The following is a 26,372-nucleotide window of genomic DNA, read 5'->3' as shown; positions in this document are numbered from 1 at the left end:
GACCATGTCTCACACCGACGCGGTCCGCGAGCGACTCGACGCGTATCTCGCAGACGAAGGCCTCGAAGCCGTCTGGTTCGCCCGCCCGCCCTCCTTTACGTGGCTGACCGGCGGGAACAACGTCGTCGACCGCGCCGCCGACGTGGGCGTCGCCGCCGCCGGCTACGACGGCGACGGCCTCACCGTCGTCACCGACAACATCGAGGCGCAGCGGCTCGTCGACGAGGAGCTCCCCGCCGACGCGACCGTCGAGACCGTCCGGTGGCACGAGGCCGACCTGGACGAGGCGGTCGCGGGGTTCAGCCCGACACCGGCGGCCGCCGACTTCGACGTGCCGGGCTTCGAGTCGGTCGACCCGACCGACCTCCGCCAGCCGCTGACCGACGCCGATATCGAGCGGTTCCGGTCGCTGGGCGCGGACGCGGCCGAGGTCGTCGAGGGCGTCGTCCGCGAGGCCAGCGCCGACGACGAGGAGCGCGAGGTGGGCGGCCGCCTGCGCGACCGGCTGTTCGCCCGCGGCATCGACTCGCCGGTCGTCCTCGTCGGCAGCGGCGAGCGCACCCGCAAGTACCGCCACTACACCACTCGCGACAACGAACTCGGCGACTACGCGCTGGTCTCGGTCACCGCGGTCCGCGACGGGCTCCACGCGAGTATCACCCGGTCGGTCGCCTTCGACGCCCCCGACTGGCTCGACGAGCGCACCGAAGCCGCCATGCGCGTCGAGGCCAGCGCCCTCGCCGCCACGCAGCGAGTCGGGCGCGACGGCGGCACCGCGGGCGACGTGTTCGACGGCATCCAGGAGGCATACGCCGAAGTCGGCTACGAGGGCGAGTGGCGCAACCACCACCAGGGCGGCGCCGCGGCCTACGCCGGCCGCGAGTGGTTCGGGACGCCCGACTCGGCGGCATCGGTCCACCTGCCGATGACCTACGCCTACAACCCCACGGTCCAGGGAGCGAAAAGCGAGGACACCCACCTCGTCACCGACGACGGGATCGAACTGCTGACGGGGACCGGCGACTGGCCGACCGAGACCGTCGAACCCGTCGGCGACGGCCCCGCGATGGACCGCCACGCCGTCCTCCACCGCTGACCGCCGCGGACCTCTCGTTTTCGAGCCGTTTACGCGCCGCTCGACAGCGTCGCGAGTCGGAAAACGCCCCGTGTCCGATCAGTCGTCGTCGGCGACCGCGCCGGCCGCCGTCTCGCCGGCCGTCACGCGATACGCGGGCTTTCGCACGATCTCCGTTCGGTGACAGCGAGCGCAGACGTACTCTGTCAGCTTCGTCGTCTCGTCGTTGTGGCTCATGCGCTCGCCGCAGTTCGGGCACTCAGGCATTATATTCCTAATACAGTGGTGCATAGTATAAATAGTTACGTTCCCGCGTCTCGTCCGCGAGAATCGCGCGGTCGGCCCGGACCGACGAGAGTCTGGTCGGTCGGAGCGCCGCCGGCAGACGCGCGTCTGACTGAGTTTTACGTGCGATCTTTCGAAAGAGAGCCGTGGATGGCACGACTCACGATACAGTTGCCCGCGGAGCTGGCGGGCGACGGAACGGGTACGGGCGAGCGGACGCGTACGAACGATCGGACGGGCACCAACGGCGCGGCTCGCGGCGAGGCGCAAGCGGACGGCAGCGAGGTCGACGCGGCGACCCGCGGATTCGTCTCCTGGGTCGAGTGCTGGGCCGACGCGTAGGTCGGCCGGCGATTCTCAGGCGTTGTCGACGAGGCGGCCGGCGATGCGCTGGGCGCCCAGCGACGGCGAGATGTCGGGGTGGTCGGCGGCGACGGCCTCGACCTCGCGGTCGAGTTCCGCGCTGACCCGCTTCTCGAACTCCTCGACGATGCCGGGGATGCAGGCCATGCCGCCGGTGAGGACGATGCGGTTGTCCAGCGCCAGCTGGTAGACCTTCATGTAGTCGTTGGCCAGTTCCGGCAGGAACGTGTTGCAGAACTCCTCGACTGCGTCGTCGAGGTACTCGTTGCAGGCGTCCATGACGCTGCGCTCGATGGTGAACTCGTGGGAGCCGCCGCCGGGCTGCTGGATGATGTCAGTGAACGGCTCGAAGGAGTCGAAGTCGGCGTGTTCCTCCTTGTACTCGCGGGCGGTCTGGGTATCGATGTTGACCCGGCCCTGGGTCTCCTCCTCGACGTAGTTGGCGATCATCCGGTCGACCTCGTTGCCGGTGACGGCGCCGGTCGTGAAGGGGGCGAGCTGCTCGCCGCGGCGGTAGCCCGAGGCTTCGAGGTTCGTCGACCCCATGTTGACGGCGACGAAGATCTCCTCGATCGCTTCGAGGTCATCGCCGCGGGCAGGGATCGCGCCGCACAGCGACTCGGGATAGCTCTCGACCAGCGCCTGCCCGATCGAGGACTCCTCGATGACCTCCTCCAGGTTGGCCAGCCCCTCCGGGTTGTCGATGGTCGGGATGGCGTAGACGACGCCGGAGTTCTCGGGCACGTCGTTGGCGTCGATGACCTCCTCGAAGAACGTCTTGGTGAGTTCGGCGCGCTCCTCGTCCTCGGGCAGGCCCGAGCGGAGCATGAACTGGACCTCGTCGGGGTACTCGGTGGCCGCCTCCTCGCCGTAGAGCACCCGCTCCTCGCCCGTGAGGGCGTCCTCGTAGGTCGCCAGACAGGTCAGCGTCCGGATGGTCTGGATCTCGCCGTCGTCGTCGGGGTAGGCGATCACCGTGCGGGTACTGCCGAGCTTCACGCCGATGGGAACCGGCTCGTCGTCGCTCATGTCCCCGGCTTTACCGTCACCCCGGATAAATGTACCCCGTGCATTATCGTTTGTGTGAACGTCGGACCGCCCGGAAATTAGGGGTCGACGGCCCGGAAATTAGGAGACAGGAGCCCTCCGGTCGCTATCCGGCCCCCCGGTTCGACGCTCCGGACCGGGACCGTCCGTCCGCCGACGCGACGCCCGCGCTCGCTTCGGTACGCTTAAGCCGAATAGTTAGTAGGATTCTACCAACAGAGTTGTCGTGATGAAGGCACATATATCGGTAACCCAGCGGAGGGACCGCTGATGGTCGGGATGGACGACGTGGCCGACGCCATCGTGGAACACCGGCGGCTGTTGGTCGTTGTCCTGCTCGTGGCGATCGGCGCGGTCGGCGCCGGCGCGGCGCAGGTCGAGGACTCGGCGTCGCTGTCGCAGTTCGAGACGAGCTCCGACGAAGCCCAGAAGCTCGAATACGTCGACGAGAACTTCGGGTCGAGCGGGAACACGACGACCGCCCAGGTGGTCGTCCGCGAGGACAACGTCCTCGCCCGCGAGTCGCTGCTCGACCAGTTGCGCTTCGAGCGCGCGCTCGTGGAAGACGAGTCGATAAACCGGACGCTCGACGACTCGCAGGCGCCGGCGGGGATCGCCAACGTCGTCGCGACCGCCGCGATCCGGGAGGACCAGGCGGCGAACCTGACCGAACGCGGCCGCGCACTGCAGGCCGACCGCCAGCGGCTCAACGAGACGGGCGCGCGACTGAGCGACGCGCTCAACCGGACGCGAGAGCTTCAGGCGGAGTACGTCGCGCTCAACCGCTCGCACGCCCAGGGCCAGGTCGACGACGCGACCTACCGCCAGCGGTCGGCGGCCATCGAGCGGAACCTGACGGCGACCCGGACCGACGCCACGGCTGGGCTGTCGGCGAACCAGAGCGAGGCGTTCGGGAATCTCACCTCGCAGGCGCGGGCGCTCCAGTCGCGGCTGGCCGCGCTGAACGCCTCCTACGAGCGGGGCGAGATCAACGAGTCGACCTACCGCCAGCGCTCCGGCGAGGTCCAGGCGCAGTTCGGCGAGGTGTACGCCGGTATCGACGGCGTGCTGGCGCCGGACGCCCGCGCGTTGCAGGAGCGGGCCGCCGCCCTGCAGGAAGACCGGGCCGTGCTTCAGGAGCGCGCCGAGAACGGTGCGACGCCGCCGCTACCCGAACAGATCGAACAGCTGGAGTCGATGAACGCCTCGGCGGTCGAGGCGAGCGTCGAGCGGGTGCTGAGCGAAGGCGGCGGGGCGCGAGCGTTCGCGCTGATGCCGACGAGCTACGAGCCGGGCTCGACGAGCGCCGACGCGACGATGGTCGTCGTCACGCAGACGACCGAATCGGCGGTCGCCCAGGGCTCGGCGAGCGCGCGCATCCAGGACAGCCAGACCGAGATCCAGGCGATCGCGCGCGACCGCCTGAGCGGCGACGCGATGGTCTTCGGCGCGGGTATCATCGCCGACGAGACCAACCGGTCGATGCAGGACACCCTCACCGTCGTCGGGCCGTTCGCGGTCCTGTTCCTCCTCTTGGTGCTGACGATCGCCTACCGCGACCTGCTGGACATCCTGCTCGGAGTGTTCGGGCTGGCGCTCACGCTCCTCCTGACGTTCGGCTACATGGGCTGGACGGGCGTCGCGTTCAACCAGCTGTTCGTCGCCATCCCGGTCCTGTTGATCGGGCTCTCGATCGACTACGCGATACACGTGTTCATGCGCCACCGCGAGGCGCGCGGCACGGAAGGCGACGAGGGCGGCCCCGCGGCGGTCGCGGGCTCGATGCGGACCGCCCTGGCCGGCGTCGGCACGGCGCTGGTGCTGGTGACCGCGACGACGGTCATCGGTTTCCTCTCGAACCTGACCAGCCCCGTCGGCCCGATCCGCGAGTTCGGCGTCGTCAGCGCGGTCGGCATCGTCGGCGCGCTGGTCGTCTTCGGCGCGCTGATCCCGGCGATCAAGGTCGAGGCCGACGCTTTCCTCGAAGGCCGCGGCTTCGACCGTCGCAAGCGAGCGTTCGGCACCGGCGGCGGCGCGTTCGGCCGCCTGCTCGAAGTCGGCGCGACCGCCGCCGACCGGGCGCCGTGGGCGGTCATCCTCCTCACGCTGCTGATCAGCGCCGGCGGCGCCTACGGCGCGACCGAGGTCGACACCTCCTTCGCGCAGACGGACTTCATCGCCGAGGAGCCGCCCGAGTGGATGGACGAACTGCCCGAGCAGATGCGGCCGGGCGAGTACTCGATGCGGGCGACCTTCGAGTACGTCAACGACAACTTCCTGCGGGAGGACGCGACCGCGGAGTTCCTCTTCGAGGGCGAGGTGGCGACCGGCGACGCCCTCCAGCGGGTGAACCGGACCGGCGAGCTCGCCGCCGAGAAGGGCGTGACCGTCGAGCTCTCGAACGGCGAGGCCGACGTTCGCAGTCCGCTGACGGTCATGCGGTCGGTCGCGGCGGCCAACGAGACGTTCAACGCGACGCTGGCCGCCAGCGACACCGACGGCGACGGCGTCCCCGACCGGAACGTGGCGGGCGTCTACGACGCCCTGTACGAGACGGCGCCCGACCAGGCCCGTCAGTACGTCCAGCGCGAGGGCGGCGAGTACGAGGCGCTGCGTCTCACCGCGTCGCTGCGCGGCGGCGCCTCGGGGTCGGCGGTCACGACCCAGATGGACGCCGTCGAGTCGGCCGTCTCCGGCGGCGACGTGACCGTCACCGCGACGGGCCGGCCGATCGTCAACGAGATCGTCCAGTCGGACCTGCTCACCACCGTCGTCGAGAGCCTGATCATCACGCTCGTCGTCTCCTTCGTCTTCCTGATGGTCGTCTACCGCGTCGCGGAGGGGTCGGCGACGCTCGGGCTCGTCACCCTGCTCCCCGTGGTGTTCAACGTCTCGTGGATCCTCGGGACGATGTACCTGCTCGACATCCCGTTCAACGTGTTGACGGGGATGATCACGAGCCTGACCATCGGGCTCGGGGTGGCCTACAGCATCCACCTCAGCGAGCGGTTCAGCCTCGAACTCGACCGGAGCGAGTCGGGCAGCGAGGCGATGCACACCGCTGTCACTGGGACGGGCGGCGCGCTGCTGGGGTCGGCGGCGACGACCGTCGGCGGCTTCGGCGTCCTCGTGTTCGCCATCCTGCCGCCGCTCCAGCAGTTCGGCTTCATCACCGGGCTCACGATCGTCTACGCGTTCCTCGCGAGCGTGTTCGTCCTCCCGAGCCTGCTCGCGGTGTGGAGCCGCCACTTCGGGCCCGCCGGTGCGTTCGACGCCGACGGAACCGGCGACGGCGGCTCCGACGGCGATGCACTGGCGGCGGACCCGATCGCCGGCGGCGCGAACGGCCGGGCCCCCGCGGTCGACGAGCCGGCGGGGGCCGCCGACAGTGTCACGCAGGGCGTCGATTCGACGGGAGCGTCGACCGCGGCGACCGCCGCCGCGACCCCGACGGCCGGCGCGCGGACGAACGGCGACGCGGTGCCGTACGCCACCCGCTCCGTCGAACCGACCCGGGTCTATCCCGGCGGGACCGCGCGCGTGACGGTCGCGCTCCCGTCGGCCTCGGGCCGGGTCGTCCTCCGGGAGGCGCCGTCGGTCGGGACGGTGTCGCTCGACCGCGTCTCGCCCGAACCGGTCGAGCGGGTCGCCGCCGACGGGCGGGTGTACGCCGTCTGGGAACTCGACGCCGAGGACGGCGAGCGGGCGGAAATCGAGTACACGCTCGCGGTCCCGGCGGGGCTGGCCGACGGCGAGACCGTCGCGTTCGACGGCGAGTTGCTCCTCCCGGACCACGCCGTGCCGGTCGCCGGTCCGGACGCGGCGCCGGTCACGACGGACGTGGCCGGGGCCATCCTCGCCGACGGCTCCGTCGACGGGCGCGACATCGCGGACGCGGGCCGCCATCTCGCGGCCGGGCGGCTGTCGCCCGAGGCGTTCGAGCGCGTCGCCCACGCGTGGCTCGACGAACACGCCAGCGACGCGCCGACCGACGAGTCGCCCCCGGGCGGCCCGGGTGCGAACGGCCCGGGCGCGAGCGACTCGCGGGGAGACGCCCGCGCGGACGAGCGGCGGACGGAGGGGGACGATGACTGACGACGGGGAGAGCGAGGCGGTCGAGGCGCTCCAGCGGCTCGGCCTCTCGAAGTACGAGGCGGGGGTGTTCGTCGCCCTCGAACGCCTCGGGACCGGGACCGCCCGCGACGTGGACCGGATGACCGACGTGCCCCGCTCGCAGGTGTACGGCGCCGCCGAGAACCTCGAAGAGCGCGGGCTCGTCGAGGTCCAGCAGTCCAACCCGATCCAGTACCGGGCGGTGCCCCTGAAGGAAGCCCGCGAGACGCTCGCCGAGCGCTTCGAGCGCGAGCAGGACCGCGCCTTCGAGTACCTCGAACGCGCCCGGGAGGGGGCGGACCACGAGGACGAACACCAGGAGGGCGTCTGGACGGTCCACGGTCGCGACAACGTCTCCTCGCGGGTCCGCCAGATCGTCGCCGACGCCGAGGAGAGCGTCCTCTACGCGGGCGGCCCGGACCTGCTCGACGACGAGGTCGCCGCGACACTCCGCGAGCGGGCCGACGAGATCGACGTGTGGGTCTGCAGCGCGACCGTCGACGACCCGGCGCTCGTCGACGCGTTCGGCGATTCGGCGGTGACGCTCGCGCCGTTCCCGGACGACCCGACCGACGACGCCGCCGGGCGGCTGCTCGCCGTCGACGGGCACACGATCCTGCTCAGCGTCCTCGGCGGCGAGGAACTGCCGGGCGTCCGCAAGGAGACCGCCATCTGGAGCGCCGACACCGGGATCGCGACGGTGCTGCTGGAGCTGTTGCGCAGTCACATCGTCGACGACATCGACGCAGAACTGTAGCGCCGGTCACCCCCGCGACCGGCCCGGTTTCCGCCTGTGCGGTTCGTTCTTCCCGGCCCACCTCACTGCATCCCGGTGAGCTTGGCGACGTAGACGAGACTGAGCATGTGGTCGTCCACGTCGAGGTCGTTGCCTTCGTTCGACCCCGTCTCGTCGATCCCCAGGAGGTAGTCGTTGAGCTGCCCGGCCACGTCCTCGGTGATCCAGTCGATCGACTCGTAGTACCCCAGGGCGTCGGCGGCGCCCTTGTAGCCGGCGTGCATCAGCAGGAACTCCAGCCACTCGAAGACGACGAACTCGGCGGCGTACGTGTCGGGCACCGACCGCAGATACGGCTTCTCCAGGTCGTCCTGGCCGCCGATCAGCGGGAGGAGTTCGCGGTACAGCCCCGCGCGAAAGGAGTCACCCGCGGACATGCTCGCCTCGCCCACGTCGTCGAGGGGGCCCCACTCCGCCTCGCTCGGGTCGTCCGGTCGCGGGTCCTCCGGTCGGCCGTCGCTCGCTCGCGGGTCCTCGGCGTCGATGTCGTCGCGCTTGCGCGCCATCTCGCGCAGCTCGTTCAGGTCGTAGTCCCGGGGGTTGATCGTCATCGATACCGAATCTATTCCGCCCCGCCCTGATAAATCTTGCACACGGTCAGACGCCCGTCTGACGGCGTCTCGGCCGCGTTCGGTCCGCTCGCGGCCCGTCGCGGGCTGGCGATCTCGGTGGGATGTCGGTCGCCGGCGACCAGGTGGCCGGCCGCCGTCGACCGATTTCAACGTTTGATATCCCGGCGCGTAATTTTATACGCCGGTAGGGCCGACTCCGGGACAACGTGGCGAGAAGCACCGGATCGGCGCGCATCTGCGTGACCAACGCGAAGGGCGGGACCGGCAAGACGACCGTCGCGATCAACGTCGCGGGAGCGCTCTCCGAGCGCGGGCGCGACGTGCTGTTCGTCGACCTGGACCCGCAGGGTAACGCGACCGAGGGGCTCGGCCTGCTCGAGGAGTACGACGCGGCGCCGCCGACGCTGTTCGACGTGCTGACCGACGGCGACCAGCGCGACCGGCTGGGCGACCTGGTGGTCGAGCACCCCGAGATGGACGTGGTCCCGAGCAACATCGACATGCTCCAGGCCGAGCGCGAGTTGACCATCGCGGATCTGGTGGCCCGCGCGACCGACGGCGACGTGGACATCGACCCGGCGGCGCTGTCGGCGCTGGCGGTCAACGTCACGCCCGACACGGTCGCGGGCGGCCACGCGCTGGACACGCTCGACGACGCGCTCGCGGGCGTCGAGGACGACTACGACTACGTCGTCGTCGACTCGCCGCCGTTCTACGGCAAACTGACCGATACCGGCATCTACGCGACCCGGAACATCCTCGTCCCGGCGCTGACGGAGGCCACCTCCGAGCGGGCCATCGAGCTGCTCATCGACCAGATGACCGCGCTGGAGGGCCAGACCGACATCGCCGTCGACACGCTCGGCGTCGTGGCGAACCGGGTCGAGACCACCGGCGAGGACGAGACGATGCTGGAGTGGTTCGAGGCGGTCTTCTCCGACGACGCCGTCTGGGAGGTCCGCAAGCGCGTGGCGCTCCAGCGGGCGTTCTCGGCGGGCGAGTCGATCTTCGCCTACGACCCGTCGGTCGACATGGCCGACGTGTTCCTCGATATCGCGGCGGATCTGGACCGGCAGTTCGGCTACGCGGAGGTAACAGCATGACCGACGACGACGAACGCATGGACCGGGCCCGCCGCATCCGCGAGATGCGCGAGGGATCCCGGCCGGACGACGAGGCACAGGACGACGACCGAACCGACGCGGACGACGACTCCGCCGACGCCGCGGCCGACGGGTCGGTGGACGCGGACGCCGGGGAACCGCCGGCGGACGACGCCGCGGCCGACGGACCGACGGGGACGGAGGCCGACGGCGGCCCCGACGTGCCCGACGACGCCGACGACTCGGCGGACGAAACCGGCGAGTCCCCGACGGACGACGACGGGTGGGGCGAGACGGCGGACGACGGCGGACCGACCGAGACGGCGGACGACGATGAACCGAGCGAGCCAGCGGCGGGCGACGAACCGAGCGAGACCGCTGACGACCCCGTCACCGACGAGGCCGCCGACGACCCCGTCACCGGCGAGGCCGCCGAGGCCGTGGCGAACCTGGACATCGACGAGGAGGCGGTCGGCGGTGGCGGCGACGCCGACGGCGACGGCACTATCCACATCCCCGGCGCCGACGTGGGCGACGTGGACGTCGACGTGGAGGAGATGGCCCGTCAGGCCGGCCTGAGCTCCGCCGGCTCGGAGTCGGGCGACGGCGAACCGGCGGACGACGCCGGGGCCGCCGAGATGGGCATCGGCGCGGCGGGTCGGGCCGCGGCGGCGGAACAGGAGACCGGCGAGGAGACCCGCGTGCTGGAGTTCGGGCTGGGCGACGAGCAGTACTGCCTCGACATCGAGTTCGTCGAGGAGATCGTCAAGCGCGAGACGGTCACGCGCGTGCCGAACACGCCCGACTGCGTCGAGGGCGTCGTCGACCTGCGGGGTCAGATCACGACCATCCTCGACCCGAAGGAGCTGCTCGACATTCCCGAGGCGGGGAGCAAGGACCTCATCGTCGTCTTCGACCCCGACGCGTTCGACGACCAGGGCGCCGTCGGCTGGGTCGTCGACGACGTGAACCAGGTGACGCCGATCACCGAGGAGGAGGTCAACGACTCGCCCGTCGACCAGGACCACATCAACGGCGTCGTCGACCGCGACGGCGATTTCGTCATCTGGACGACGCCCGAACTCGACCTCGACGAAGTGGCCGGGTAGGCCCCGTTCGATTGCCTTCGCGGCGATCCTCGCGACTTCCGGACGCCTCGTGGCCGTCGCCGGCAGCACGCTTACGGCCGCGGCGACCGATTCGCGCCCATGGTCGACGACCACCGCGGGAACGCAGTCAGGGACCGGATCGAGGCGGACGAGGTCGCGCTGGGCGTCCTCGACAACACGTACAGTCCGACGCTCGTCGAGTTCTACGGCGAACTCGGGATGGACTTCGTCTGGCTCGACTTCGAACACGGCGGGCCGAGCCCGTGGGACGCGACCGCGATGGAGGACCTGCTGCGAGCGGCGGAGGGCACCGGAACGGAGGTCCTCGCGCGGGTGCCGACCACCGAGCCCGCGCTGGTCCGGAAGGCCCTGGACGCCGGCGTCCGGAACATCTTCCTCTCGCGGGTCAGCGGCGTCGAGGAAGTCGAGCGAGCCGCGCGAGCGGCCCGCTTCGAGTACGACGGGGAGCCGGGCGACCGCGGGCTGGCCAATCCGCGAGCCCGCCGCTGGGGGCAGGCCGACGACTACGTCGCCACCGAGGACGAGGAGGTCCTCTTCGGCGTGACCGTCGAGAACCGCGAGGCCGTCGACGCGGTCGACGACATCGTCGCCGTGCCGGAACTGGACTTCGTCTTCGCCGGACCGCTCGACCTGTCGGTGTCGCTGGGCCACCCGGGCGAACTCGACCATCCCGAGGTCGAGGAGGGGATCGAGCGGATCCGCTCGACCGCGGTCGAGTCGGACGTGGCGCTGGGCGGGCTCGGCTTCGGGACCGAGGACGTGAACGAGAAGGCCGCGAACGGCTACCGGATCCTCCACGTCGGGAGCACGACCGGCGCGGTGAAGTCGGCGGTCGAGGGGTGGCTCGGGGGGTTCGAGGGCCCGCGGTCGCCGTGAGCGGAGGAGCCGCGATCGCCGTGAGCGGAGGACCCTCGGCCGGAGCGACCGACGGCGCTCAGTCCGGATCGTAGGCGGCGTCGAACGCGCGGGCGGCGTCGAGCAGGTCGCTGTCGGCGGCGACGCGGTACTGCGGTTCGGTCTCGTCGTCGTCTTCGTCGTCGGCCCGGACGAGCAGCCCGAGGCCGACGAACTCGTCGAGCAGGCCGTTCAGGTACAGCGTCTTCAGCGGGACGCCGGACCGCTCGGAGAGGTCCGAGCGCGTGTACGCCCGCTCGGCGTTGAGTTCGGTGAGCGTCCCGAGGAGGTTCGCGGCGCCGTCGCTCGCGGCGACGAACGCCCAGCCGTCGTCGGGCTGTCCGCCCGACCCGTCCGACGGATCCGTGTCCAACATGGCGCGGTCTATGGGGGAGGCCCGCATAAAACCGTCCGTCTCGACAATTACCGCGTGGTCGCGGGCGAGCGGTCGCGGGGACGGCGGTGTGCCAGCCCCTGCCGCGATGGAGAAACCCTTTTGGTCGCAGTGGGCCGGAGGGTAGGTATGAGCGACCGCGAGGAGATACTGGCGTTGCTCCGCGAGAACGCGCGGTACTCGACGGAGGACCTGGCCCGACAGACCGGCCTCGACGCCGAGGAAGTCGAAGCCGTCGTCGAGGAGCTGGAGTCCGAGGGCGTCATCAAGGGGTACCAGGCCGTCGTGGACTGGGACAAGGTCGAGCCCGAGCGCGTGCGCGCGGCCGTCGAGCTGAACGTCACGCTCGACCGCGAGACGGGCTACGACGACATCGCCGAGCGCCTCGCGAAGTTCCCCGAAGTGCAGGGGCTGCGCCTCGTGAGCGGCGACTACGACTTCGCCATGGAGGTCGAGGGCGACTCGATGAGTCAGGTGTCGCGGTTCATCAGCGAGAAGGTCGCGCCCGTCCCCGAGATCACCCAGACGGTGACTCACTACATCATGGAGAGCTACAAGGAGCGCGGCGTCGAGTTCGGGGACGGCCACGACGACGACCGGCTGTCGATATCGCCATGACGTTCGAGGCGAGCGAGCGCGTCGCGGGCGTGCCGCCCTCGGGCATCCGTCGCTTCTTCGAGATCGCCGAGGAGTACGACGACATCATCTCGCTCGGGGTCGGCGAGCCCGACTTCGCGCCACCGTGGGCGGCCCGCGACGCCGCCATCGCGTCGCTGGAGCGGGGCCAGACCTCCTACACCGCCAACCGCGGGATGGCCGAACTGCGCGAGCGGATCGCGTCGTTCGCGGACCGCCGGTACGGCCTGCGCTACGACCCCGACGAGGAGGTCCTCGTCACCTCGGGCGCCAGCGAGGCCGTCGACCTGGCCTTCCGGGCGTTTCTCGACCCCGGCGACACGGTCGCGGTGGCCCAGCCCTGCTACATCTCCTACGCGCCGGGCGTGCAGTTCGCCGGCGCGGACGTGCTGGACGTGCCCACGCGCGCGGCCGACGAGTTCAAGCTCACGCGCGAGGCGCTGGAGTCTTCGGGCGCGGCCGACGCCGACGTGCTCGTCATGTGCTACCCGAACAACCCGACCGGCGCGACGATGACCCGCGAAGAGCTGAAGCCGGTCGCCGAGTTCGCCCGCGAACACGACCTGCTGGTGTTCTCCGACGAGATCTACTCGGAGCTGTCCTACGAACACGACCACGCCTCGATCGCGGCGCTGCCGGGCATGCGCGAGCGGACGGTCGTCTTCAACGGGTTCTCGAAGGCGTACGCGATGACCGGACTCCGCCTCGGGTACGCGCTCGCACCGCCCGAGGCCATCGAGACGATGAACCGGATCCACCAGTACACGATGCTATCGGCGCCGACGACGGCCCAGCACGCGGCCGTCGAGGCGCTCGACTCCTGTGACGACGAGGTCCGGGAGATGCGCGACCAGTACGACCGCCGCCGGAACTTCGTCCTCTCGCGGTTCGAGGAGATGGGGATCGACTGCTTCCCCGCCGCGGGGGCGTTCTACGCGTTTCCCGAGTGCCCCTGGGACGACAGCGACGAGTTCGCGGAGGCGCTGATCGAGGACCAGCGCGTCGCCGTCGTCCCGGGGAACGTCTTCGGCGCGGGCGGCGAGGGTCACCTCCGGGTCTCCTACGCGACGAGCCTCGGCGACCTCAAGGAGGCGATGGCTCGAATAGAGTCGTTTATTGGATAGCATTTGTGGCTTACAAGTCTTCGAGATACGGAGATACAGCCGCCATACCGCCGTCGATCGGCGGTCGACGGTGATTATCGGTTGGCTACCTTTGGGCGTAAAGCTTTTTCCGTCTTACTAGCAGTTAGCCTGTAATGGCAATTGATGGCACGGGGGGCAACGAATCTGACCAGGTCGCGTCGGGGGGCGAGCGGCTCTCGGGGGACGGTGCGACCGTGGGCGAGTACACGTGGAACGACCTGCGCCGGGACGTGCATACGGGCGGGCGCTTCGACCGCAGCGAGTACCTCGGGTTCGACCCGGTCGACGTCGAAGACCGGCTCCAGTCTGCCGCGAGCGCCGCCAAGACGCTCGAACAGGCGTGGGACGAGCGCATCGAGGCCGAGCGGTCGTTCGTCGTCAAGGACCGCTACACCTGGGAGCACTTCAAACAGGAGTACTACTACGACGAGGACGGCGAGATCCCCCGGAACAGCGACGGGGAGAAGCTACCGTTCGAGCCCGAGGAGTATCTGGGGTTCGACCCCGAGGAGACCGAGGGGCGACTGAGCCGGGGCGGGGACGCGGCCGAACGGCTCGCGTCGGTCGTCGACGAGCGCACCATCGACGTCAACCCCGACCTCGACGAGGACGCCTTCTTCTCGACGGTCGACGGCCACTCGACGGTCGTCAACCGCTACGACCTCGAGAAGGCGGTGCCGCTGGAGAAGAAGGCCCACTTCGTCGAGGTCGAGCGCTACTGGGTGAACAAGCCGTACGCCTGCGTGATCATCTTCCACTCGCGCAAGGAGAACGAGAAGAAGTACTACGCCATCGAGCCCTACCAGAACGACATCGAGTCCCAGCTGGTCGGCTTCCTCTCGGGCAAGCTCAAATCGGCGATCAAGTACTCGGAGGACGAGGTGGTCGTCGAGGGGTCCGACGCCGACCGCGCCGGCGTCATCCAGCGCGAGACCGAGCGCCTGCTCGAACGGTACGACCTGTACACGCCGGGCCAGCAGGGCGACCTCGGGATGATGGACCAGCTCAAGGGGGCGCTGGGCATGGAGATCGAGGTCGAGACCCAGGGGGGCGAGCTCGACGGCATCGAGGCCCGCCCCGAGCCGGCGGTCGTCGGCGACGACCCGAAGACGCTCAACGAGTACCAGGTCGAGAAGCTACTCTACCGCCTGAAGCGCGACTTCATCGGCTACGCGCGCATCGACCCGATCAAACACGACATCAACGTCGAGGACATCTCCTGCGACGGCTACAACTCCCGGGTGTTCGTCTACCACACCGAGTACGAGAACATCATCACGAACGTCGAACACGGGAAACAGGAGCTCGACGACTTCGTCGTCAAGTTGGCCCAGCGTTCCGGGAAGGGGATCAGCAAGCGCCAGCCGCAGGTCGACGCCACCCTCCCCGACGGGTCGCGGTCGCAGCTGACGCTCGGCGAGGAGGTGTCGGACCACGGGACGAACTACACCATCCGTCAGTTCAAGGACGTGCCGTTCACGCCGGTCGACCTCATCAACTGGAACACCTTCTCGCTCGACGAGATGGCGTTCCTCTGGCTCTGTATCGAGAACAACAAGTCGATGATCTTCGCCGGCGGTACGGCGTCGGGGAAGACCACCTCGCTGAACGCCATCTCGCTGTTCATCCCGTCGAACGCGAAGATCGTCTCCATCGAGGACACGCGCGAGGTCGAACTGCCCCAGCGTAACTGGGTCGCCAGCGTCACCCGCCCTTCCTTCGGCGAGGACGACAAGGGCGACGTCGACGAGTTCGACCTGCTGGAGGCCGCACTGCGACAGCGCCCCGACTACATCGTGATGGGCGAGGTCCGCGGTGAGGAAGGTCGGGACCTCTTCCAGGTCATGTCGACCGGCCACACCGCCTACTCTACCTTCCACGCCGACACCGTCGGCGAGGTCATCAAGCGGTTCACGACCGAGCCGATCAACGTCTCGAAGACCCTCTTTACGGCGCTGGACCTGGTCTCCATCCAGACCCAGACCCGCGTCGACGGCAACAAGGTCCGCCGGAACAAGAACCTCACCGAGATCAACGAGTACTCCGCGGAACACGACGAGATCAACGTCCGCGACGTCTACGAGTGGCAGGCCGAGACCGACGAGTTCCTCCAGATGGGCAACTCCAACACGCTGGAGGAGCTGAAGTTCGACCGCGGGTGGACCCAGGAGCGCCTCGACGAGGAGCTGTTCATGCGGAAGGTCGTCCTCGCCTACCTCATCGAGCAGAACCTCAACACCTACACGGAAGTCGCGGCGGCCGTCCAGGCCTTCATCAACGACCCGGACACGATCATGGCGCTCATCGCCGAGGACAAACTGGAGCGGTCGCTGGAGGACCTCCGGGAGATGGAGTCGGTCAAGATCAACATCGACCCCGAGAAAGAGGAGATGGTCCCGCGGCCGGACCCGCCGGCGGAGATGCTCGACGAGGCCGAGGGCATCCTGGAGAACGCCCAGCCGCTGCTCCAGCGCTTCCGCGAGAAGGAGACCTCGGACATCGTCAGCGCCCTGACGGGCTCGGGCGTCGACGAAGAGGAGACCGACATCACGCCGGTCGAGAGCGAGGACGACGACGACGACATCGACTTCAGCGAGTTCGTCCCGGCGGCCGGCGCGGAGGCTGACGAGGCATGAGTCTCGGGCGCTCCTCGAAGCAACTCGGCGGCGCCAACACGGTGGGGGACACGTTCTACCCCCTCTACCAGGCGCTGTTCGACGAGGAGGGCGACTTCGTCTCCGGCATCGAGGCCAAACTCGCCGAGGCCCGGATGGGCGACAACGTCGAGATGTACATCTCGCGGGCGCTCGCGGTCGGCACCGTCGCCGGGCTGACGCTCTGGCTGCTCGGCATGCTGCTCGGGTTCCTCGTCGTCCAGATGCTCGGCCTCGCCGAGGGGCCGCTGCTCGGGCTGCGGATCCCCGACGCCATCGAGCCGGTCGTGCTGGCGCTGAAAGTGCCGGCGATCGTGTTCGTCTCCGGCCTCGTCTTCGGCGCCATCGGCTTCGGTATGGGGTTCGGCTCGCTGGTGTCGATCCCCTACTTCCGGTCGAACTCGCGCAAACGCGAGATCAACGTCCTCCTATCGGACTCGGTCGCGTTCATGTACGCCCTCTCGGTGGGGGGGCTGAACCAGCTCGAAATCCTGCAGGCGATGGCCCAGGCCGACGACACCTACGGCGAGGTCGCCAAGGAGTTCCAGTCGCTGGTGCTGGAGACGGAGTACTTCGACACCGACTACCGGACGGCGATCCGCAATCAGGCCATCGAGACGCCGAGCGACGAGCTCAGCCAGTTCCTCACGGACATGCTGTCGATCGTCGACTCCGGCGGTGACATGACCTCGTTCCTCGAGGACCAGAAGGACAAGCAGATGCGGACGGCCAGACAGGAGCAGGAGAAGATGCTGGACACCCTGGAGCTGTTCGGCGAGATGTACATGACCCTCTCGCTGTTCCCGCTCCTGCTCATCATCATCACCGTCATCATGAGCATGATGTCCTCGGGGTCGAAGATGAACATGATGGTCGGGACGGTGTACGGACTCATCCCGCTGACGGGCATCGGCTTCCTCGTGCTCACGTCGACGGTCACGCAGGACTCCATCGGTGACGGCTACCTCCAACCCGACCGCGGCGACGAGACCTACTCCGAGGCCGATGACGGGCTGTTGAACCTCGGCCTCGTCGAGGGGTACACCGGGAGCTACGGCGTCTTCGACCGCATCAAGAGCCGCGAGGGGACCTACCGCGCGACCCAGATCCTCAAGCGTCCCCACATCTTCTTCCGCGACAACCCGCTGTACGTCCTCGGCGTGACGATCCCGATCACGATCGCCTTCTTCGCGGTCGTGGTCATCTTCCACATGGCGCCGATGACGATCTCGGAACTGGTCGTCCCCCAGGGCGGGGACGTGCCGGAGGGGCTCAACGACCCGACGAAGCGCTGGGTGTACCCCGTCATCACGGGGACGTTCATGTGGGTGTACGTCCCGATCTACCTCAACCTCCTCCCGCTGGCGGTCTTCTACGAGTGGAACCTCCGGACCCGACGCAGCGTCATCGGCAACCTCTCGGAGAACCTCCGCAAGCTCGCCAGCGCGAACGACACCGGGATGACCCTGCTGGAGTCGATCCGGGTCGTCGCCGACACCTCCTCGGGGCGGATGGCCGACGAGCTGGAGACGATGCACGCCAAGGTCAACTACGGGACCAGCCTCAAGGACGCGCTCCGGGAGTTCAACAACCGCTATCACATCCCCCGGCTCGCCCGGACGGTCAAGCTCATCAGCGAGGCCCAGGAGGCCTCCAGCCAGATCCAGGACGTGCTCTCGACGGCCGCCCAGGCCTCCGAGAACCAGGACGACATCGACCTCGAACGCAAGTCCCGCGCCCGGATGCAGATGGTCATCATCATCATGACCTACCTCACGCTGCTGGGCGTGATGGCGCTGCTGAAGGTCCGGTTCCTGACGGTCATGGCCGACCTGGCGACCCAGACGACCTCCAGTGGCTCGGCCGGCGGTGTGCCCGGCGGTAGCTTCAGCGGCGTCAACACGCAGATCCTCTCGGTGCTGTTCTTCCACGCCGTCGTCCTGCAGGCGCTGCTGTCGTCGTTCATCGCCGGCTACATCCGCGACGTGAGCCTGCTGTCGGGCGTCAAGTTCGCCGTCATCCTCCCGACGATCGCGCTGATCGTCTGGTACGTCGTCACGCTGATGTCCTGACCGCGGCCGTTTTCGACTTCCGCCGCCCGACACGCGCCGCCGCCTGCAGCGTCCGGCACAGCGCTTAGGCGCGCGAGGGCGCAACCCAATCCATGGACGCACCCAGCACGCTCCGCTCGGCGGCGGCCGACGACGAGGGCATCGCGATCACGCGGCGCGAGTCCGACGGCGAGACGACGCTCGTCGTCGACTTCGGCGAGGGCGCCGACGCGAAACTCGACACGGTCGGCGAGACCGCGATCGTCGTCGCCGGCGACCGCCAGTTCGAGTTCGAGATCCCGCCCGAGGTGACCGACCTGTCCGTCAACGACGGAATGCTGACGCTCCGGTCCTGAACGGGGCGGTCGCGCTCCGCGCTCCCCGAGTCCGCGCCCGTCGAGTACCGCCGAGCCCGTCGGTCAGCCGCCGGCGGTAGTCGTGGCGGCCGACCCTTCGGGTCCGTCGGTGGCCGTGACGGTGCCGTTCGGCGTCCCCGGTCGTTCGGCCGTAGCGGTCCGCTCGGGCGTCGCGTCGGGGTCGACGGGCGCCGGCGTCGACCGACGGGTGACGTTCTCGACCCAGCCGGGCGCGGACGGCGTCGACTCGCCGAGGCGACTGTAGTCGTAGCGTATCGAGACGCGCGCGCTGTCGCCGTCGACGACGCGGTCGTACTCGGCGGCCAGCGACCGGACGAACCCCTCTCTGGTCACGTAGGCGGTGGCGCTGAAGTCGCTGATCGTCGCCTCCGCGGGCCCCAGCGCGCCCGGGGCGGGCCCGCCGGTGGCGTGGAGCCGGTAGTAGGTGCGACCGCGCCGGTCGACCGTCGACACCGCGACCGTCCGGTCGCCGAGGAACTGCCGGATCGACACGGTCGCGAAGACGTAGTCGGCGGGCCGCCCGGGGAGTCTGAGCAGGTCGTACCGGGTTCCCTCCGGCTCGACTACCCGCAGGAACCCGCCGCTCTCGTTGACGTACAGCGAGGCGTTCCGCCGGGGCTCCCCCTGGACCTGCGAGAGAGAGAACGTCTCGTTCCCGACGACGACCCGCCGGACGAACCCGTCGCCGGGGTCGCTGGCGTCTTCTCTCACCGACCAGGTGTAGGTCTGGTTGGCCAGATACTCGGTGTGGGCGCGAACGAGCGCCTCGGCGTCGACCGTCCCGTTGACGCTCACGCCCGGTGGGCGCTCCCCCGCGACCGTCCGCGTCGGCTGCGGGCTGTCGGTGACGGGAACGGGCGTCACGGTACTCGTCGGCCCGGCTGCGGGCCCGTCGCCGCCGAACGAGACCGCGCTACAGCCGGCTACGAGGACGGCTATCGCGACGGCCACGAGGCCCCAGCGCATCACTCCCACTACGGAGTTGCGACACAATACGCCTTCGGCGGGAGATACGAGGGATGAAGCCGATCCGACCCCTACCGCCGTCGAACCATGGCCGAGGACCTCGACCTGCGGGTGTACAGACGCGCGCCGGACCGCTACGTGCTGTGGTCGACCCGGGTCTCCGACGCGCTGCTCGACGACGCGAGCCGCGAGGAGCTCGTGGAGTGGTACCTGTACAGGCGACCGGACGGCACGCGCGAAGAGGTCGAGACGCTCGTCGACGCCGCCGACGAGCGCGCCGCCACCGACGCGACCGACACCTACGAGGAGTCGCCCGACTGGCTGGCCGGGAACTGAGTCGTCGCCTCTCGAATACAGTCGGGGGTAGCGGTGCTGGGCGGTGCTGGGCGGTGCGGTGCTGGGCGGTGCGGTGCTGGGCGGTGCGGTGCTGGGCGGTGCGGTGCTGGGCGGTGCGGTCCGAGCGTCCGCTCGCCCCCGGCGAGCGGTTCACCGGCTACGAGGGAGCGAAGCGACCGACGTAGCCGGCCTTTTTCCCCAAGTTTTTGCGGTAGCGAGGGACCGGAGGTCCCTCGGACATGCGAACGGCGCAAAGCGCCGTGCGCAGACGGAGGATTCCCGCAGCGCGCCTCCGGCGCGCGAGGAACTCTCCGCCGGAAAAAGTGGTATGGACTCGCCGGGATTGAGCAGAATCGGAGATTCTGCGATGTTCGGCGAGTTCGCTGACTGAGGTCGAGCGCAGCGAAGAACGAAGGAAGTGGACTCGCCGGGTTTCGAGTTGTAGCGCCGCTATCGCACCGAAACTATTGAATAGGGAAACACCACTCCCCGATTCTGTTGTCCTAGTGGCGACCTTTTCTCCCTCGACCGACTTGGACATGGTTACGGCCCCTCCAGGTAATCGCGCCGAACCCGCATTTTCTCGCGCTCGGTACGCTCGTCGTAGTGCTTGTCGAGAACATCAGCCGAGACATTCATCCGCTCAGATACGACCTCGCCCGGCGTCCCTTCGCGAAGGTGTGCAGTGATCGAACCCCGACGGATCGTGTGCGGTGAGAGCGACGACGGACACTCACTCACCTGCGCGTAATTCGTATACTCACAGTCCGACGGCTCTCTGTCGTGCGGACATTCGCCGTAGGTACACGGTTGAGTGAGTCGGTAGATCGCCGTCCGGATCGCTGTCCCGGTGAGTCTCCCGTACTCCGACGTAATAAGCGGTTCACGGCCGTAGTCGTCGGTAACGTCATAGCGGTTGTGTTTGATGTAATCCTCAATGACGGCCCGATAGTGATCACTGACAGCAATCGACCGCTCGGCCGCCTCTCCGTTCTTTAGTGGTGTCTCACTTTCCGGCCGGTGGCGTACCTCAAGACACGGCTCCGCCGTGTCGAAGTCGTCTATGTCGAGCGCCCGGAGTGTTCCGAGCCGGAACCCAGTGTGCCACAGAATAGCGAAAACAACGTGATCGCGGCTCGCATACTGGAATTGATTTAGGTGTTCCAGAATTCGCTCGGCCCGTTCCGGTTCGATATGAACATCCTTCGACTCCTCCTCGTCGCTCACCGAGGGTATGAGGACTTTTTCGCGGAGTCCGCTTTCCACCGCGTCGATAGAGGCGCAGAATTCCAGAAACACGCGGAGTGTCCGCAGCTCACCAACCAGCGTTACCGTTGCAACGTCCCGCGCTCTCCAATTCCGGTATCGGTGCAGATCGCGGCCGGTGAGGTGATTTAGGTTCTCTATTTCCTGTTCGGCACACCACCGCTCAAACTTATCCAGCCGATACGTATGATTCTGCACCGACTTTTCCGACAACTCCGGCTTTCGGTTCTGAAGATACATCTCCACAGCCTCGCTCGGTTCAATTGGCTCTAACTCCGATTCGTCCACTCGGTGGCCGTCGCCGGCCTCGTTCGTTCGTGACATGGGCGAACTCCCACGCGCCACCGAACCGGAGAAAAGCAAAACCTTACGTTGCGACGGCCACAACGTCTGAATGTCACGTTCATCGGTTGTGGCCGGCTTTCTCCGGCCGATTTTTCACTCCCGTCAGAGCCATTTTTGCTCCGCCCGAGAGTGCCGCGCTTAGCACCCACTAACGACCCCAACGCCTTTAATCTACCGTAGCGTACTATATATTACGTCGCGTAAAACACAACGCGACGTAAGGTAAAACACATGGCAAACCGAATACCCATTATGGCCGATTCACGGCGTAGCGTTACCGACGAGGAGATCATCAAACTCCTCAGATCCGGCCGCCAGCCGGTATGGACAAGCTCCACCGTTGCTGAACAACTCGATATAACCCGTCAGACGGCACACGCTCGGCTGAAACAGTTAGAGGATGAATCCGGAGAGGTGTTCTCCCTCAGTGTCGGACAAGCGACGGCTTACTACGTCCCTGGTGTAGAAACTCTCCCGGGCGGTAGTATCGAAGAACAGCACCGCCAGAGCATTAAACAGGAATATACAGACAAATTCGTAGGTCTACACACCGAACCTTGGACAGCTATCCATCCAAATGATGGCCCGGCGGAAGGAGGCGATAAAGTCCAACTATGGATCGAAGGGGAACCTGGCTATTGGAGTATATTCCGTCGGTTCACGTGGGAAAATAAACGGGACAAAATCTATGATGAGGAGTTAGGAGATCATGAGACTCAAGCGCTCATAACTGGAGAACTTTACGAAAAACCTACTGTCCCTGTTAGGCACATAAGCTGGCCCGACGATTACGATTTGGAGCTTAATTTAGGAACAAAGTGGCACACGATAGAATCCGACGGCAGTAACCGGAGCGTGTTAGTTGCCTCTGGTGTGAAGAATTATCTCCTTCAGGCGTGCGACAACGCAGTTTTTCTCCAAGATGTTTCTGTGGATTGGATCTCCCCGAAGGGAGAAGGGAAAGAGATCCCAACGGTTGAGATCACACGCGAAATGCTTGAAGACGTAGAGGAGTGGCGACAGGAACACACGGAGAATTCTGAGGAGAATAATCCCGAGAATCTTCAGCCACAGAGCCGACCGCAGCCACAGGAACACAAAGAGGATTCTGAGGAGCCTGATCCCATATGAGTCAGCACAACCAAGAGGACACCGAGGAGATCGAGGACGACACTCTCGCACTCGCCGACCCGGACGACTACCACCGCTCCCAGCGGCTCCGCGAGATCCACAAAGCTCGTCGCAACGTCCACGACACACTCAACAGCATCGAGCGGTTCAACAGCAGCAGCGACCATAGCCGACAACAACTCAACCTCGCAGACGCCGTTTCGCTCTATGCGTCCGAACTCCTCCCACCCGCAACGGACGCCGACCTCGACACCACGCTCCCCGACGCCGTACCCTGGGACACTCTCGAAGAATATGCCAGGCTCCTCGGACACGGCAAAGACGCCGACGTTACCTACCAACACCACAATATCATCTTTCAGGAATGTAACCGACTCCTCGCCGACCTTAAACCACTCATCGAAGACAACGACTCCGACGAGTGGGAGGTGTGACATGGCCACCGCCGAGGACTCCCCAAGCGAGGAGATCGAGAACTATCCCACGCTCAGCGAGGAGAATCCGCTTGGAAAACTGTACCGCAAGCGTGTGGCTCAAAACCGCGATCTCACGGTGCTGGTAGCGTCGTGGGACCTCGAACGTGGGCAAGGCAAAACCACGCTCGCTATGCGTCTCGCCGCCGCGTGCGACCGTACCGAGGACGGTATCACCGAGGACAAGGCCAGCCTCTCCGCGAAAGAACTTACCGACGCCTATACCCGCGAACCGCCCGGTTCCTCGCTCGTCTTTGACGAGGCTATGGGTGAGGTGTCAAACCGCCGGAGCATGAGTAGCGTCAATGAGGCTATGCGCTCCATTATCGGCATGGGGCGCGTCGAACAGAAGTACCTCTTTCTCACCGCACCCGGTGTCCACCAAGTCGATAAGGATATTCGTGCTATGTGCGACATTTGGATACTCACGCGCGAACTCGGCGAAAGTCAGATGTTCCGCGTCAAGTGGAACCCGTTCGCTGGCCACGAGCAAACCCATGACTGGGGAACACTTACCTGGCCTGGCGACCTTCCCGGCGAACTCTCCGATACCTACGACTACCTCACCCGCGAGAAACGCCGCCGACTCCGGGGCGAAGGCGACGACGGGAAAGGCTATGTTGACGCCGAGGACGCCGCCAAGGATGCCGAACAAGCCGCCGAGGACGCCCGCCGACAGAAACGCGACGAAATGCTTCGTGAGATGTACCGCAACTCCGACGACATGACCCAGCAGGATTTGGCCGATGCAGTCGGTCTAAGCCGGAGTCGAGTCGGCGATATTCTCTCTGAATCTGGCGACTGATTGGCGTCGTCGTCTGTCGGCGGACACCCGTACTATGTATACACCTGTCTGAGAGCGACCCTAACCGACAACCAACGCGCCACACACCACTACGCTCTCACCGACTCAATCTCCTCGGCCGCCGCCGGTGACAACCCGAACCGGCCCGCGATTGCTACCGCCGACTCCTCTGGATGCTCCTCGACGTACCGCACCACCTGCTCGCCCAGCTCCTCCTCACCCCCACCGCCGAGATCGTCACCGCCGTCGGACTCCTCACCCTCGCCAGGTAGTACCCGATCCGGGAGCGCCGCCAGGAACCGCTCGCGGCTCAAGCGCGACTCCTCGGCCGGTGGCTCTCTCCCCACACTCCTCGGAACCGTCACCTCCGGCGGACTCTCAGGCGACCCCTCCGAACTACATCGCGGACACACTGCCGTATCTGCCGACGGGTTCGCCCGCCACTTATGATCACACTCAGGACAGGATACCTCCGGCGCGCCCTCTCTCTGCACCATCCACCCGACGCCCACCACGCCACCCTCGCACCCGTGCGATACGTACTCCGCCACCGTGTCGTAGGTCATCCCACACCCGAAGCATTTGATGACGCCTGGCCCACGGAGCGCCATCCGTGCCACAACCTCCGGCGCGCCCCCCAACTTCAGCGGGCGCGTGTCCGTCCCACCACCCGACGCCGGTAATTCCTCGCCGTCCCTGATGATGGCTTTCGCTCGCCACTGTGGGGGCCGCTCGAAGCCCGCCACCACGCACTCTGGCGACTCCGGCGCGCTCGCCGACTCCGGTACCGGCGTCATGTTCGCCACGTCCCGCTCCGACTCCGCGCAGAGCGGGCACTGGTTCGGCTCCTCGTGATCGCACTCTTTCACCGCCACCGACCCGCCCACCGACGCCGCCGACCGCGCCGACGGCCACCGCGACCGTAGCTCCTCCTCGCGCGACTCCTCCGCTGTCTGTGTCCCGTCCACCCGTCCACCGTCGGCCGCCACGCTCTCGGCCCCCACGCGCGCCTCTGCGAGCGTCTGCGTCTGCTCTATCTCCCACGGCGAACCGCACGCCATACAGACGACGTGATACCCGCGCCCGTCACACCGCCGACAGCCTGGCCCCCATGCCTGCTCCGCGCACCGACACCGCTTTTTCGTCACCTCCTCACCATGCGCTAAGTCCTGCTCGCCCGTCGCGTGTTCGTGTTCGCACCGATCCGCCTCTATCGCATGGTTCGCCGACTCCGACTTGATACCCTTCTGCGTCTCCGTCGCCCACATCGTCGCCGCCCACGCCAGGTACTCCGGCTCCCGTTCGAGGAGATCCACCGACTCATTCGCCAGGTACGCCGCCGCGTAGGACGCTACCGACTCCTCTATCTCACCATCGACGTGTTTCACCGATACCGTCTCGACCTCGCCCGACTCCCACTCCTCCATGCTCGCGTCGAGATCGTGCGCTCGCGGCCCTGCACCCTCACAGTCCGCTACGTGCGCCTCTATCATCGTCCGAAACGTCGCCGCGGTTACCTCCTCGCTCGCCCCCGCCGCGTCGAGGATGATAATGTCGTGGGCATGGTGATACCCGCGATTCTCACCGTCGCCAGGGTGTGGCTCTCCCTGTGTCCACCGCACCCACTCGTCGCTCTCCAAGCCGAGTTTTTCGTCGAGGATGTACCGCAGGGACCGCCGTACCTCGCCGTCGGTCCATGCCTCCGCTATCGCCCTCGCATGATCCACCGGCGGCCGGCCCGCCCCCGACGCCGTGCGGCCCGTCAGCACCACCGCCGGCTCCTCAAACCGGCCGGCGACGTGTTCGGTCGCATGGTCGTCCGGCTCCTGGCACCACCGCGTCCCGCACTCCTCGCACGTCTCATATCCGCACGTCTCACGTTCTAACGCTTTCAGTTTCGCCCGCTCCTGCTCCTGATACGCCGCGAACCAACTGTTCTCTAAGTCTATATCGAGAATTTCGTGGGAAGGGTCCCGTTCGGTCCCGTACTCTAACCGGAGCGTCGAACAGTGGTACTCCTCATGCCAGTCCAACATCTCCGCGACACCGCGCCATAGCGGTACCGCTCGCCGTTCCACCACCTCCTCGACCGACTCCTCCGCGCCCGACTCCGTGACGTACTTGCTCACCTCGCGCTCCTCCTCGACACACTCCGCCCGGAGCGCGCGGCCATGCGTTTCCGACAACGGTACGTGCGCCCGTTCGCCGAACTCGTCCAGAAACTCCCGCACCTTCTCTGTGGGGTCGGGCAACTCGTCCAGATTCTTTGCACACCGCGATTCGGATTTCGGCGTCTCGGCGTCTGTATCGGCCGGCGCGGAGTTAGCCTGTGGGGGCCGAGAGCCACCGGACTCCGCGCTCATGCCGACACCTCCGAGGTTCGGAGAGTCCGAACCGTATTCATCGGACAACCAG

Annotated in this window: 23 protein-coding genes; 16 read left to right on the top strand and 7 right to left on the bottom strand. The window is 67.3% G+C overall.

Going from position 1 to position 26,372, the window contains the following annotated elements; translation table 11 throughout:
• Nucleotides 1-4: 4 nt before the first annotated feature.
• Entirely contained in the window at nt 5-1,096 is a 1,092-nt protein-coding gene (locus HZS54_RS14800) for a M24 family metallopeptidase (protein WP_179917881.1), read from the top strand.
• A gap of 78 nt (nt 1,097-1,174) precedes the next feature.
• On the opposite strand, the gene HZS54_RS14795 is transcribed toward HZS54_RS14800, so the two are convergent.
• Nucleotides 1,175-1,342, bottom strand: coding sequence for a hypothetical protein (locus HZS54_RS14795; RefSeq protein ID WP_179917542.1), 168 nt, complete (start codon nt 1,340-1,342; stop codon nt 1,175-1,177).
• Between the two features lie 168 nt (nt 1,343-1,510).
• On the opposite strand from HZS54_RS14795, the gene HZS54_RS14790 reads away from it, so the two are divergent.
• Nucleotides 1,511-1,702, top strand: coding sequence for a hypothetical protein (locus HZS54_RS14790; RefSeq protein ID WP_179917880.1), 192 nt, complete (start codon nt 1,511-1,513; stop codon nt 1,700-1,702).
• Nucleotides 1,703-1,717: 15 nt separating this feature from the next.
• On the opposite strand, the gene HZS54_RS14785 is transcribed toward HZS54_RS14790, so the two are convergent.
• Entirely contained in the window at nt 1,718-2,752 is a 1,035-nt protein-coding gene (locus HZS54_RS14785; RefSeq protein ID WP_179917879.1) for an actin-like salactin, read from the bottom strand.
• Nucleotides 2,753-3,040: 288 nt separating this feature from the next.
• Between HZS54_RS14785 and HZS54_RS14780 the strand changes: the two genes are divergently transcribed.
• Together HZS54_RS14780 and HZS54_RS14775 are read left to right on the top strand one after the other, a co-directional pair.
• Nucleotides 3,041-6,865 (top strand): MMPL family transporter, encoded by a 3,825-nt coding sequence (locus HZS54_RS14780; protein ID WP_179917878.1) that lies wholly within the window; start codon nt 3,041-3,043, stop codon nt 6,863-6,865.
• A complete protein-coding gene (locus HZS54_RS14775) occupies nt 6,858-7,640 on the top strand; it encodes a TrmB family transcriptional regulator (protein WP_179917877.1) in 783 nt (260 codons plus the stop codon). The genes HZS54_RS14780 and HZS54_RS14775 overlap by 8 nt, the downstream gene beginning before the upstream one ends.
• Before the next feature lie 62 nt (nt 7,641-7,702).
• Here HZS54_RS14775 and HZS54_RS14770 read toward each other — a convergent pair whose 3' ends face one another.
• Nucleotides 7,703-8,230, bottom strand: coding sequence for a FlaD/FlaE family flagellar protein (locus HZS54_RS14770; RefSeq protein WP_179917876.1), 528 nt, complete (start codon nt 8,228-8,230; stop codon nt 7,703-7,705).
• A 227-nt stretch (nt 8,231-8,457) separates the two neighbouring features.
• Between HZS54_RS14770 and HZS54_RS14765 the strand changes: the two genes are divergently transcribed.
• From HZS54_RS14765 to HZS54_RS14755, 3 genes are all read left to right on the top strand, one after another.
• Nucleotides 8,458-9,354, top strand: coding sequence for a ParA family protein (locus tag HZS54_RS14765; RefSeq protein ID WP_179917875.1), 897 nt, complete (start codon nt 8,458-8,460; stop codon nt 9,352-9,354).
• Entirely contained in the window at nt 9,351-10,463 is a 1,113-nt protein-coding gene (locus tag HZS54_RS14760) for a chemotaxis protein CheW (protein ID WP_179917874.1), read from the top strand. The genes HZS54_RS14765 and HZS54_RS14760 overlap by 4 nt, the downstream gene beginning before the upstream one ends.
• 99 nt (nt 10,464-10,562) lie before the next feature.
• Nucleotides 10,563-11,360 carry an HpcH/HpaI aldolase family protein gene (locus HZS54_RS14755; protein WP_179917873.1) on the top strand — a complete coding sequence of 266 codons (798 nt, stop codon included), beginning with the start codon at nt 10,563-10,565 and terminating at the stop codon, nt 11,358-11,360.
• Between the two features lie 58 nt (nt 11,361-11,418).
• Here HZS54_RS14755 and HZS54_RS14750 read toward each other — a convergent pair whose 3' ends face one another.
• Nucleotides 11,419-11,754: a hypothetical protein gene (locus HZS54_RS14750; RefSeq protein WP_179917872.1), complete on the bottom strand. Its 336-nt coding sequence runs from the start codon at nt 11,752-11,754 to the stop codon at nt 11,419-11,421.
• A gap of 147 nt (nt 11,755-11,901) precedes the next feature.
• On the opposite strand from HZS54_RS14750, the gene HZS54_RS14745 reads away from it, so the two are divergent.
• The 5 genes from HZS54_RS14745 (at nt 11,902) to HZS54_RS14725 (ending at nt 18,614) form a co-directional block, all read left to right on the top strand.
• Nucleotides 11,902-12,390 carry an Lrp/AsnC family transcriptional regulator gene (locus tag HZS54_RS14745; RefSeq protein WP_179917871.1) on the top strand — a complete coding sequence of 163 codons (489 nt, stop codon included), beginning with the start codon at nt 11,902-11,904 and terminating at the stop codon, nt 12,388-12,390.
• Complete coding sequence (locus HZS54_RS14740; RefSeq protein WP_179917870.1) at nt 12,387-13,532, top strand: pyridoxal phosphate-dependent aminotransferase; 1,146 nt, start codon at nt 12,387-12,389, stop codon at nt 13,530-13,532. Before HZS54_RS14745 ends, HZS54_RS14740 begins: the two co-directional genes overlap by 4 nt.
• A 134-nt stretch (nt 13,533-13,666) precedes the next feature.
• A complete protein-coding gene (locus HZS54_RS14735) occupies nt 13,667-16,189 on the top strand; it encodes a type II/IV secretion system ATPase subunit (protein ID WP_179917869.1) in 2,523 nt (840 codons plus the stop codon).
• Entirely contained in the window at nt 16,186-18,279 is a 2,094-nt protein-coding gene (locus HZS54_RS14730; RefSeq protein WP_179917868.1) for a type II secretion system F family protein, read from the top strand. Before HZS54_RS14735 ends, HZS54_RS14730 begins: the two co-directional genes overlap by 4 nt.
• A 92-nt stretch (nt 18,280-18,371) precedes the next feature.
• The gene (locus HZS54_RS14725; protein ID WP_179917867.1) at nt 18,372-18,614 is read left to right on the top strand and encodes a DUF7127 family protein; all 243 of its coding nucleotides are present in this window, start codon (nt 18,372-18,374) and stop codon (nt 18,612-18,614) included.
• Between the two features lie 63 nt (nt 18,615-18,677).
• Here HZS54_RS14725 and HZS54_RS14720 read toward each other — a convergent pair whose 3' ends face one another.
• Complete coding sequence (locus HZS54_RS14720) at nt 18,678-19,601, bottom strand: hypothetical protein (protein ID WP_179917866.1); 924 nt, start codon at nt 19,599-19,601, stop codon at nt 18,678-18,680.
• 87 nt (nt 19,602-19,688) lie between these two features.
• Between HZS54_RS14720 and HZS54_RS14715 the strand changes: the two genes are divergently transcribed.
• Nucleotides 19,689-19,937 carry a hypothetical protein gene (locus HZS54_RS14715; RefSeq protein ID WP_179917865.1) on the top strand — a complete coding sequence of 83 codons (249 nt, stop codon included), beginning with the start codon at nt 19,689-19,691 and terminating at the stop codon, nt 19,935-19,937.
• 543 nt (nt 19,938-20,480) lie between these two features.
• Here the strand turns inward: HZS54_RS14715 and HZS54_RS14710 are convergent.
• Complete coding sequence (locus HZS54_RS14710; RefSeq protein WP_179917864.1) at nt 20,481-21,527, bottom strand: tyrosine-type recombinase/integrase; 1,047 nt, start codon at nt 21,525-21,527, stop codon at nt 20,481-20,483.
• 273 nt (nt 21,528-21,800) lie between these two features.
• On the opposite strand from HZS54_RS14710, the gene HZS54_RS14705 reads away from it, so the two are divergent.
• The 3 genes from HZS54_RS14705 to HZS54_RS14695 are packed head-to-tail and all read left to right on the top strand — an operon-like array spanning nt 21,801 to nt 23,957.
• Nucleotides 21,801-22,679: an HTH domain-containing protein gene (locus HZS54_RS14705; RefSeq protein ID WP_179917863.1), complete on the top strand. Its 879-nt coding sequence runs from the start codon at nt 21,801-21,803 to the stop codon at nt 22,677-22,679.
• A complete protein-coding gene (locus HZS54_RS14700; RefSeq protein ID WP_179917862.1) occupies nt 22,676-23,113 on the top strand; it encodes a hypothetical protein in 438 nt (145 codons plus the stop codon). The genes HZS54_RS14705 and HZS54_RS14700 overlap by 4 nt, the downstream gene beginning before the upstream one ends.
• A 1-nt stretch (nt 23,114) precedes the next feature.
• Complete coding sequence (locus HZS54_RS14695; RefSeq protein WP_179917861.1) at nt 23,115-23,957, top strand: helix-turn-helix domain-containing protein; 843 nt, start codon at nt 23,115-23,117, stop codon at nt 23,955-23,957.
• Nucleotides 23,958-24,046: 89 nt separating this feature from the next.
• Here the strand turns inward: HZS54_RS14695 and HZS54_RS14690 are convergent, their stop codons facing one another.
• Nucleotides 24,047-26,320 carry a hypothetical protein gene (locus HZS54_RS14690; RefSeq protein ID WP_179917860.1) on the bottom strand — a complete coding sequence of 758 codons (2,274 nt, stop codon included), beginning with the start codon at nt 26,318-26,320 and terminating at the stop codon, nt 24,047-24,049.
• Nucleotides 26,321-26,372 lie beyond the last annotated feature (52 nt).

Source organism: Halosimplex pelagicum, assembly GCF_013415905.1.
Classification (GTDB): domain Archaea; phylum Halobacteriota; class Halobacteria; order Halobacteriales; family Haloarculaceae; genus Halosimplex; species Halosimplex pelagicum.
Note: the sequence above shows the minus strand (reverse complement) of the source record. Positions and strands in the feature narration are given on the sequence as shown.